Annotated in this window: 8 protein-coding genes; 1 reads left to right on the top strand and 7 read right to left on the bottom strand. The window is 53.8% G+C overall.

What is annotated here, in order from left to right:
• Positions 1-6 precede the first annotated feature (6 nt).
• Entirely contained in the window at positions 7-1,854 is a 1,848-nt protein-coding gene (locus tag ABJL60_RS14470) for an FAD-dependent monooxygenase (RefSeq protein WP_348376051.1), read from the top strand.
• 10 nt (positions 1,855-1,864) lie between these two features.
• On the opposite strand, the gene prfH is transcribed toward ABJL60_RS14470, so the two are convergent.
• From prfH to ABJL60_RS14505, 7 genes are all read right to left on the bottom strand, one after another.
• The gene (gene prfH, locus ABJL60_RS14475; protein ID WP_348376052.1) at positions 1,865-2,509 is read right to left on the bottom strand and encodes a peptide chain release factor H; all 645 of its coding nucleotides are present in this window, start codon (positions 2,507-2,509) and stop codon (positions 1,865-1,867) included.
• Positions 2,502-3,641, bottom strand: a complete 1,140-nt coding sequence (locus ABJL60_RS14480; RefSeq protein WP_348376053.1) for an RNA ligase RtcB family protein — start codon at positions 3,639-3,641, stop codon at positions 2,502-2,504. The genes prfH and ABJL60_RS14480 overlap by 8 nt, the downstream gene beginning before the upstream one ends.
• A 295-nt stretch (positions 3,642-3,936) precedes the next feature.
• Positions 3,937-5,082, bottom strand: coding sequence for a Xaa-Pro peptidase family protein (locus tag ABJL60_RS14485; protein ID WP_348376054.1), 1,146 nt, complete (start codon positions 5,080-5,082; stop codon positions 3,937-3,939).
• A gap of 2 nt (positions 5,083-5,084) precedes the next feature.
• Positions 5,085-6,233 carry an amidohydrolase gene (locus ABJL60_RS14490; RefSeq protein ID WP_348376055.1) on the bottom strand — a complete coding sequence of 383 codons (1,149 nt, stop codon included), beginning with the start codon at positions 6,231-6,233 and terminating at the stop codon, positions 5,085-5,087.
• Between the two features lie 95 nt (positions 6,234-6,328).
• The gene (locus ABJL60_RS14495) at positions 6,329-7,588 is read right to left on the bottom strand and encodes a DUF2235 domain-containing protein (protein WP_348376056.1); all 1,260 of its coding nucleotides are present in this window, start codon (positions 7,586-7,588) and stop codon (positions 6,329-6,331) included.
• Positions 7,589-7,601: 13 nt separating this feature from the next.
• Positions 7,602-8,234, bottom strand: a complete 633-nt coding sequence (locus ABJL60_RS14500) for a hypothetical protein (RefSeq protein ID WP_348289779.1) — start codon at positions 8,232-8,234, stop codon at positions 7,602-7,604.
• An 84-nt stretch (positions 8,235-8,318) separates the two neighbouring features.
• Positions 8,319-9,437, bottom strand: a complete 1,119-nt coding sequence (locus ABJL60_RS14505) for a DUF4123 domain-containing protein (RefSeq protein WP_348376057.1) — start codon at positions 9,435-9,437, stop codon at positions 8,319-8,321.
• Between the last annotated feature and the right edge of the window lie 175 nt (positions 9,438-9,612).

Consider the following 9,612-nt stretch of genomic DNA (forward strand, 5'->3'; position numbering starts at 1 on the left):
AAAAACATGCAGTACCACCTGAATGGGTACAAATCCGGTTCGCCCGACATTGCCCCCTCTGAAAATCACGCGCATTCCAACCCGAACAAGGTTGATGTTCTGATCGTGGGGTGTGGTCCGGCGGGCTTGACACTGGCCGCCCAGCTGTCTGCATTTCCGGACATCGCCGTTCGCATATTGGATAGCAAGCCCGGACCTTTAACAGTGGGGCAAGCCGACGGAATTGCATGCCGATCAATGGAGATGTTTGAAGCATTCGGTTTCGCCGACAAAGTCCGCCGTGAAGCGTATTGGGTGAACGAAACGGTTTTTTGGCGCCCCGATGGCAGCAAGGGCATCACGCGAACGGGTCGCATTCAGGATGTTGAAGACGGGTTGTCCGAACAGCAGCACACGATTCTGAACCAGGCCCGCGTGCACGACTTTTACCTAGAGATCATGAAGAACGCGCCCAACCGGTTGGAACCAGACTACAAACAAACCCTTGTTTCACTGCGTAGAAGTGATTTCGCCGATCATCCGGTCACGGCAGACATCATGCGCGCAGATGGGAAAACGGAAACAATCGCGGCGCGGTATGTCGCGGGCTGCGATGGCGCACGCAGTACAGTGCGAAAAGTGCTGGGACTGTCATTGCGAGGTACTGCCGCACGCCAGCTTTGGGGCGTGATGGATGTGCTCGCCGTGACGGATTTTCCCGATATTCGCCTGAAATCAGCGATCCAATCCGCCAGCGCAGGCAGCCTGCTGATTATTCCGCGCGAAGGCGGATACATGGTGCGAATGTACATTGAACTTGATGCTTTGACTGATGATGAACGTGCGGCCGACCGTAATGTGTCGCCAGACATGTTGATCCAGAAAGCCCAAGCCATTTTAGCGCCCTATTATATGGACGTGAAAAATGTCGTGTGGTGGTCTGCCTATGAAATCGGGCAACGGGTGTGCGAACGGTTTGACGACGGAACACATGATCCACGCATCTTCATTGCGGACGATGCCTGTCACACCCACAGCCCGAAGGCTGGGCAAGGCATGAACGTTTCTATGGCTGATGCCTATAATCTTGGATGGAAACTTGCCTCTGTTCTTCGCGGGCAGGCTGCGTCGGACCTTTTACGCACCTATTCATCAGAGCGTCAGGCCAAAGCGCAGGAACTTATCGAATTTGACCGCGAAATGGCCCAAATCTTCAGCACAACATCAGCGTCAGATGTCTTTCAGCAGTATTTCTCAAAACATGCACGCTACACGGCAGGCGTCGAAACACGATATGATCCGTCAATGATCGTCGGCTGCGACACCCATCAAGCGCACGCCATCGGGTTTCGGGTCGGAACGCGGTTTCATTCCGCACCAGTGATCCGGCTGGCCGATGCCAAACCCATGCATCTGGGCCATGTGATGAAGGCTGATGGTCGGTGGCGTCTGTTCTTGTTCGCAGGCCAAGACGACACAGGGCAAGCGGACGGTGGTATCGCCGCGATCGCAAAATTTCTTGCGGAGCACCCGGCATCACCGATCAACCTGTACACGCCACACGACATGGACTGCGACGCGGTGATCGATCTGCGTGCAGTCTTTCAACAGCCCCACAAGGACCTCGCCTTTGACGAGATGCCACAGCTGCTGCGTCCCCGCAAAGGGCGGTATGGGATGGTGGATTACGAAAAGATCTATTGTGCTGATCCCAAAACCGAAGACATCTTCGACAGCCGCGGCATCTCACGCAGCACCGGAACGATGATCATTGTGCGCCCCGATCAATACATCGCACAGGTTCTGCCGATGATCGCAACGGCAGAACTTTGTGCAACTTTTGCGGCCTTCATGCAGCCCGTCAACGCCACCTAATGCACACCACCTAATGCACGTCGCGAAATGATACGCCCTTAAAACAACGCACAGGGTTTCCCCGTTCAAGCGACGCATGCATCTGGTTCTGATCGCTTTTTCGCGCATCTGCATCGGCGACGTCTTTGGACGCCATAAGCAGGACAAGCCGCTCCAAAGCCAGTGCCTTGTTGCGGTGTTGTGACCGCATTTCGCGGGCGACGGCGATCATCCCGGACGGCACATGCGTTGCGCGTACAGCGCTGTCGGTGGTGTTTTGATGCTGGCCGCCGGGACCACCTGCGCGAAAGCTCTGGAACGTCACATCTGCGAGACACACATCGGGACGTTCTGCAGGCACCTGCATTTCAAAAACGCCAACGAACCAGTTGGCGCGCTTGTGCTGAGGACGCAAAGAGCTTTTCCAGCGCCATTGCACAGTTCCCAACCAGCTTTTGGCCAAGTGTCGTGCCGCAGGCCCATGCAGAACGACCAAAGCGGACTTGATACCATGTTTGGCCTTTGTAAGGCTGACATCTGCGTCCAATCCGATAGTGTCCGCGTCCTCCAGCATACGGGTCACGACATGTTTTGCCGCGATGCAACACTCAGCCGGGCCATTGCCGCTGGTCACCAGCAATGACACGCTTTGGTCTGCTTGGGTTGTTTCACGCATTGCGCAGCACCCCGGTTCTGGTTTTCTTGAACGTCAAAAGAGGATGGAACGTGGCAACCGTTTTCGCGACACCCGTCACTTCCAGATCAGCAGCGACTGCGGCGGCGGATTTGTAGGCCAAAGGCGCTTCTTCGATCAGCAATGCACGATCTTCACATATGACCCGCCCCCCGAACGACGTGCGTTGCATCGCTTCAAGATCAGATCGTTTGGTGCCGACCCGGCCGTGCATCGAAGACCTGTCATACCGGCGACCGGCCCCATGTGCCGTGGACCATAACGCGGCCTCTGTGTGGCTGGGCCGCAACAAATAACTGGGCGTCGCCCGTGATCCTGCAAGCGGAACCAACCCTGCATCCGCCTGCGCAGCGCCCTTGCGATGCAGCCAACCATCGCCGACACGCACCAGCAGATTATGCGGCACATCTGCAATCAACCGAACATCCGTTCGCAACGCATCTGCGGCCCGCTCTGCGATGATGCGCCGGTTCAAACGCGCCCAACGCGCCGCTTGGTCGTGGCCCGCCAAATACGCCGAAGTGGCATCCGCATCTGGATTCATTCCGTTGAACCCATCATGTGGGACATCTGCCAGAACAGCTGTGCCATACCCGCGAGACCCCGAATGGATCAGCAGATACAACGCGCCAACATCCAAACCAACATCCGGTTCACAAGTGACCAATGTTTGCACTTCGCAAAAGTGGTTCCCGCCGCCAATTGTGCCCAAGGATTTCGAAAACGATCGCATACGCGCATCGGTTTCATCCAGACGCGCAGAGTAGTCGGTTGATGGATCATGGCCCAGCACACGCATCCGACGCAGGGCCTTTTCCAGTTTAAATTTGCGTTTCGGCAAATCAATCTGGAACAAAGCCATGCCGCATCCAATGTCATTTCCAATCAATTGCGGATAGATGCGATCCGCCAGCACGGCACACCCCACCGGCCCATACTTGCCGGGATGAAGGTCCGGAAAGGCCGCGATCTTTTGCACCCCCGCCCAGTTGGAAACGTGTTTCAATTGTTCTTCTGAGCGGCCATCAATCCAAGCCGCAGATGTGTAAAATTTCTGGATGGCGGCGTCGCGTGTTGCAGCAGACACGAAGCCATCCAAGACGGAATTGCCCATTGAGATTACCCAATTCGTAAATTTTTTTTGCAGATATGCTCAGCGCACTTTAGCGCGAGCGCAATGGATCAGCTGGCCCCGGAAGGGGTGTTACGCAGTGATCCGGCCTGAAAAGGCATTGTGAGAAGCAAACATGATGAACCCTTTCCTGGCTATAGTAACGCAAAATCGCGTAGGCTGTGTTGCGGAGTATCTAAAATATCATCCGCCGTTGGGCAAATTCGAAATCACACCGCAAACAGTTCGTTTTATTTTTGCAACACCCATAGATGCGGAATAGTCACATCCCGCATGGCTACAAGATCACATCGGCCACGACCTTTGGATGATCTGTAAGCAATTCATATCCGGTGTCAGTTACAATAAGGCTGTCACCGACCTGGGCGCGAAATGTCTCAACGCTGACAGAACCATCAACAGCCAACACCATACCGGGCTGCAAAACTGTAGTGTCGCCCGTGACCAACTGCGGATGTTCCAAAAAACTAAAACCTGTCGCCCGGCCGCATCGGAACGGGTATTCGTGGCCCGCGTCTTGGATGACTTCGGCATAGGCCGCGTGCACATCCTGCGCCGTTACACCGGGGCGGATCATTTCAAGGGCAGCCTTTTGGCTGGCGACTGCGACTTCGTAGACATCCGCCTGTGTGCGATCTGCAATATCGTCGATCCAGAACGTGCGATCAAACCCCAACTTGAAACGGTGGAAATTGGTCATGCCACAAAAGCACAAAAATACCGGTTCACCTTTGGCCATCACACGCGTCGATGCACGGTGATGGGTTTTTGTGATGTCCGGTCCGGACGCCATGATCTGTAGGAAATGCGTGTTTGGAGACATGTCCGCGTCGTCATAATGCGCGGCCAATAACTCTGCAGCCTTTCGCGTGCCCGCGTGTGACGTAGCAAGAGCGACTTCATATTCGGCCACACCGTGCCCGATGGCGTCACGGCCTGCGGCCATCATCGCGTTGGCCACCTGACCAGCATGGCGCGCCAACTGCAGCTCTGGCGCGGATTTGATCATGCGCATATCTGCCAAAATTGGCGTCGCTGACGTCAACCTATCTGTGCCAACCAACTGTGACACATAGGCTTGAACGATTGGGGGCATATGGTTCGGTTCTATCGCGACGCATGACGCTTTCTGGACGGCTTTTGGCAGCTCTGTGCGCCATTCGTCCCCCATGCCATCATTCCATGCCGCAATTGCATCTACGTGCGCGTGCGCTTGGGCCGCGACAAGATCGATTGTGGGGGTGATCAGCAGGCTTCGCCCCTCGCGCGAGACGATAAGAACGGTGGGACGCCCAAATTCCATGTGCAGGTAATCGTAGTAGCCTGTCAGATAGTAAACATTGTCTTCGTCCGTAATCAACGCCACGTCGACGCCGGCATCAGACAGCTTTTGGCGAAAAGTTTTCATACGCGATTGGAACATGTTCAGGCCTTTGTGTTTGTATCAAGGGGCAATCTATCACGCACAAGCTGTGTCCAGAACGCAGCGCCAATAGGCAAAAGGGCATCGTTGAAATCATAATCGGCAGAATGCAAAGGTTGCCCATGCGGTCCTTCGGCACCGTTGCCCAACAGCAGAAAGCACCCCGGCACGGCGGCGCAAAAATGCGCAAAGTCCTCTGAAAAGCTCATCGGATCGCGATCACCGATGGTCTCGACCCCAACGCCACGCCCGGCTTTTACCGCGGCTTCAACTGGCAATGGATCATTGAGCGTTTCGATGAATTCAGTGCGAAAATCGACTGTAACATCCACGCCGTGCGCCGCCCCTATGCCGGTCGCGATCTGCGTCATCAAAGTCGCAACCTGATCACGGTCGGCAGGTTGTTTGGTGCGCACATCACCCTTCAAAGTGGCAGCACCGGGCAGGACATTGCGTTGACCGTCTGTCAAAAATTCTGTCACCGACACCACCGCACCGGCCCCCGGTGCCAATTTACGCGACACAATGGTCTGCAACGCCTGTACGATTTCAGCGCCAATAGTGATGGCATCCCGCCCGACATGTGGCATCGACGCGTGTCCACCTTGGCCGTTTACAGTGATTTCAAACAAACTTTCGCTGGCACAAATCTGCCCCGCCCGCGTCGAGATTTGCCCAACAGGAGCGCCCGGTAAATTGTGGATCGCATAGACTTCTTCAATGGGAAACTGTTTAAGAAGCCCTTCTTCGATCATTGCCTGAGCCCCAAGCCCGTGTTCTTCGTTTGGCTGGAAAATGAAGACAACGGTGCCGTCGAAATCACGGGCTTTGGCCAGTTTTTCAGCAGCCCCCAACAACATGGTCATATGCCCGTCATGGCCACAGGCATGCATAACACCTTGGGTTTTGGAAACATAATCATGTGTGCTTGTCTCAAGGATCGGAAGCGCGTCCATGTCTGCACGCAACCCGATTGCGCGATTGCCTGTGCCGCATTTCAAGATGCCAACGACGCCGACGCCTTCATGAACCTCCAATCCAAATGAAGACAGAAAGCTGGCTATCCGGGCTTTGGTGTTATGTTCGTCAAACCCAAGTTCAGGAGTGCGGTGAAAATTGTGGCGTACATCGGCAAGGTCAAGAGCAGGCATATGAGGTCCGGAAAGCTTCAGAGTTATCACATGCTAGCCGCTGGACATTTGCAACGCTTACCCAAAAGCGACCTTTTGGGTGGACGCGAAAAACCCTATCTGGTTGCGTCCAGCCGGGTTCCGCTTTCACGCGGCAGGCTGACGTGAATCCCCCATGTCGTTTCATTGTTGAACGACACATGGGCGTAACGCAAACGGACCTTGCGCTCGAGCGCTTCGTCAACGTCCAGCCGGTTTTCTGTAAGAGCTTCGTAGTAAGACGCCAACAAACTGTCATCGCCACCCAGTCCGACATCGATGCCATCAATCGTGTCGCTCCAATCTTCAAACGGAACGCCTGCATCTTTGGCCTCATCATACATGATCTTCAGCGACACAAATTGCAGGCCATGTTCTGCGGACCACGCGAAGGTAGACAGGCTTTCGCCCGCATCATGTATTTGCCAGTTGCTTTGCGCGATTGTCGTCATGCTGTCGGGGCTTTCACCGTCTACGCCGCAGGTGTTTTCGGTCAAGCCCCAGTTGCGCTGCAGATAGCCAGGCATACCCGTGTAGTCTTCATGCTCAAATTCGAATGTGCCCGTTTCCGTGCCAAGATCATATCCACCGCCAATGTCGGAATGTGCACCAACCATACGGTAGCGTTTGCCGCTGAGCGCCAGCGTAAGTGGAAAGTTTTCACGAATTTCGTCGTCCGCGGTGATGTGCACGATCTGGTCCGCGACATTGCGTGTTTCTACCCGCACGTTGTCATCCGCGCCCGATGTTTCAATCCCGAAACCGATCATGACAACCGTGTCGTAGATGCCTAAAAACTTAACGCGTGCTGTAGCTTCTTGAACCCCCAGTTCACCGTCTTCAATCAAATTGGCAAAATGACGTGCGGCTGCCGATCCACGCGAAAATCCGAACACATCAAACCAAAGGTCGCAGACCTCCATGCCGTTGGCTTTGGCGCGGATTTGCCCGCGCAACTGATTTACAGCATCTTCAACACGGGTTCGCACCCCTTCTGCGCCCATTCCGCGTCCGCTGCCATTGGTTGTGGTTCCACCATCCGCTTCGACGCCGATGCCGCGGAAGTATTCTTTGCCGTAACTTACTTCGCGGGTTTGGCCATCGACCTCGCGGGTGACTTTGGATTCCGTTTCTTCATAGATCCGTTCAAGAAGATCGACGTTTGTGTGCCACGCAATGTCTTCTAAGGCCGTGTGTGCCCGCGAATTGTTGGTGCCGTCAAAGAAAACTCCGTAACGGATAAGATCACATGAGATCGCAATTGAATCAGCGGACCCTGCCCCCGCCTCATTGCCTGCGGCCGAAGCCGTTTGGTTTGCTGCAACTGGGTCAGTCATTAGAATTTACCTTTCAACACCGATCACGCGTGGCTATTGCCGCCCCTGTTTGCTGCGCATCCGCTTTGTATCTTTTGGCCCGTTTTAATGTCTGCGCATCAAGCCAGACCTTCATTTCCACAGTCTTAGGATCTGCAGCTTCAAGCTGTGACGCGCATGAGGTCTTCAGGATAACCGGAACATCCATTTCTGGCGTAATTTTGTCTTCGGTGCCTTCGCGCAAGTGTTTGTTCAACTCTGGATGCGGTGTCATGACATCAACTGCACCGTTTGCACCGATACGAATGGTCAAAGACGCATGTTCACCCTTCGCATCCAGCCTCGATAAGGATTTGGTCGGGACCTTGAAGCTGGTTTGAAAGGCGGTTTCGCTGAACACCTCAATCCATCGGAGGTCTACATTCAGTGTTTTGTCGAAATACCCAGTATAAGGCGTAGCACCGGTATCCCCCAAGCGACTGGATCGCCGTGTGGCAATTTGTTTGTCGTTGATGATGATTTGAAACGATACCGGATCATGAGAGGCAAACGTGACATTGGTACTGAGTGTATCTGGCCGGCCGCTAAACATCTGAGCTGTGGCACCTCCGGCCAACAAGCTGAACACGATTCCCCCCAAAAGCACAAACGCCCATATGTGTTTCATGTTCCAAATTACTCAATTTCATACGATTACAATCGGAGGGTAGCCTAACCGTTCTATTCTGGCAACTTTACCCATCCCGCCAACTTATGGTGAAGGCTTAACCCCGGCGTGCAGGGCTTTTTGTTCTGCCAGCATTTGAACCTGGATTTCGGCGTCTGTCGGTTCTTGGGGTGGTTCAAGGAATAGCCCGATCTGCTTGATCGCTTCCCAATCGGAAGGCTGTGAAATCAAGATGCGTTTGATCTGGCCGTCGGCATAAGTGTCGATAAAATCTGGGCCAAGCATAAGCTCCCATACACAAAGCTTGGTCAGGTGATCACGCCGCCAAAACCCCATCTTAAAGAACTTTTCGCGCTTTGACCGCAAATGTATGGCCGAGCTTTCCGTATCTAGCTTCATTTGCTTTTCTACATGCTTTTGGGCAATTGCGATGATTTCCTCGAATTGCTGGACCCTACGAATGTATCGCATCCAATCCTGCACAATTTGGGTCAAACGGGGTCGCGCTGTCGGTGGGACCGTACCGGCTTTGCGTGACAGGACCGCGTTCGAAAAGTCTGACAAAACAATAATCTGAAGTGTGTTCCGTCCTGTTGGGAACAAAGGGGCGACGAATTGCTGTAGGTCTGGCACGTTGCCGAATTCCATCAGCTTCGTGCTTACGGGAGCGGACCAGAAACGGTTGAAAAACCAGGTGCCATCGTCATCCTGCACCCGGGTAAATTTGCGAAGATGGCGCCAAACCACGTCCAATGGCTGGCGGGACCTGATGAAAATTCCTAGTCGCAAGTGCCATAGACCTGCTGGCTCCGTTTCACCCATCATTAGGTTTCTTGTAAACGGATGGTCCGGTTCAAGCTTGACCAACCAAGGCGCAGCGTCCCCGAATTCTGCAAGAGCTTTGCCCGTAAACAAACACTTATGTTGCAGTTCCGATGTTTCCAGCATTTCGGGAAGCAATGTCAGGACGCTGGCGTCTAGAATGGCATAAGTGTGGGCTTCGGGAATGTTTTCATCCCCCCAAGCCGCAATTTCATCAGGGCTTGGATCAATCGTCGCAAAAAGATGCGGGATCAAAGGCATTGGCGCTGTTGGAATATCTACGCCAAACTCAGTTTCCAAAGGCAAAACCGGGCCAAGGGAAACGACTTCTAGCCATTCAGTCGGCTCAAGCCTGTCGGTTTTAGAGTTAGCTTCTGCCATTGGATCAACCTGCACTACAAATTCAGTATCGCGAACTGTAGTCAATTTAAGGCTGATATCCACAGATGCGCAAACACTGATTTCAGCGATGCAGTTTTTGCGTTTTATGTGGTTTGGTTGTTATCGTTTTAGATTGAATGGTTCTTATTAGGTTTGGCGATGACCTACTCTCCCA

Source organism: Ascidiaceihabitans sp., assembly GCF_039986515.1.
Taxonomy (GTDB): Bacteria; Pseudomonadota; Alphaproteobacteria; order Rhodobacterales; family Rhodobacteraceae; genus Ascidiaceihabitans.

Excerpts from the sequence above, each read along its gene's own strand:
- ABJL60_RS14470 (WP_348376051.1), top strand. The coding sequence starts at position 7 with ATGCAGTACCACCTGAATGGGTACAAATCCGGTTCGCCCGACATTGCC.
- prfH (WP_348376052.1), bottom strand. The coding sequence starts at position 2,509 with ATGCGTGAAACAACCCAAGCAGACCAAAGCGTGTCATTGCTGGTGACC.
- ABJL60_RS14480 (WP_348376053.1), bottom strand. The coding sequence starts at position 3,641 with ATGGGCAATTCCGTCTTGGATGGCTTCGTGTCTGCTGCAACACGCGAC.
- ABJL60_RS14485 (WP_348376054.1), bottom strand. The coding sequence starts at position 5,082 with ATGTTCCAATCGCGTATGAAAACTTTTCGCCAAAAGCTGTCTGATGCC.
- ABJL60_RS14490 (WP_348376055.1), bottom strand. The coding sequence starts at position 6,233 with ATGCCTGCTCTTGACCTTGCCGATGTACGCCACAATTTTCACCGCACT.
- ABJL60_RS14495 (WP_348376056.1), bottom strand. The coding sequence starts at position 7,588 with ATGACTGACCCAGTTGCAGCAAACCAAACGGCTTCGGCCGCAGGCAAT.
- ABJL60_RS14500 (WP_348289779.1), bottom strand. The coding sequence starts at position 8,234 with ATGAAACACATATGGGCGTTTGTGCTTTTGGGGGGAATCGTGTTCAGC.
- ABJL60_RS14505 (WP_348376057.1), bottom strand. The coding sequence starts at position 9,437 with ATGGCAGAAGCTAACTCTAAAACCGACAGGCTTGAGCCGACTGAATGG.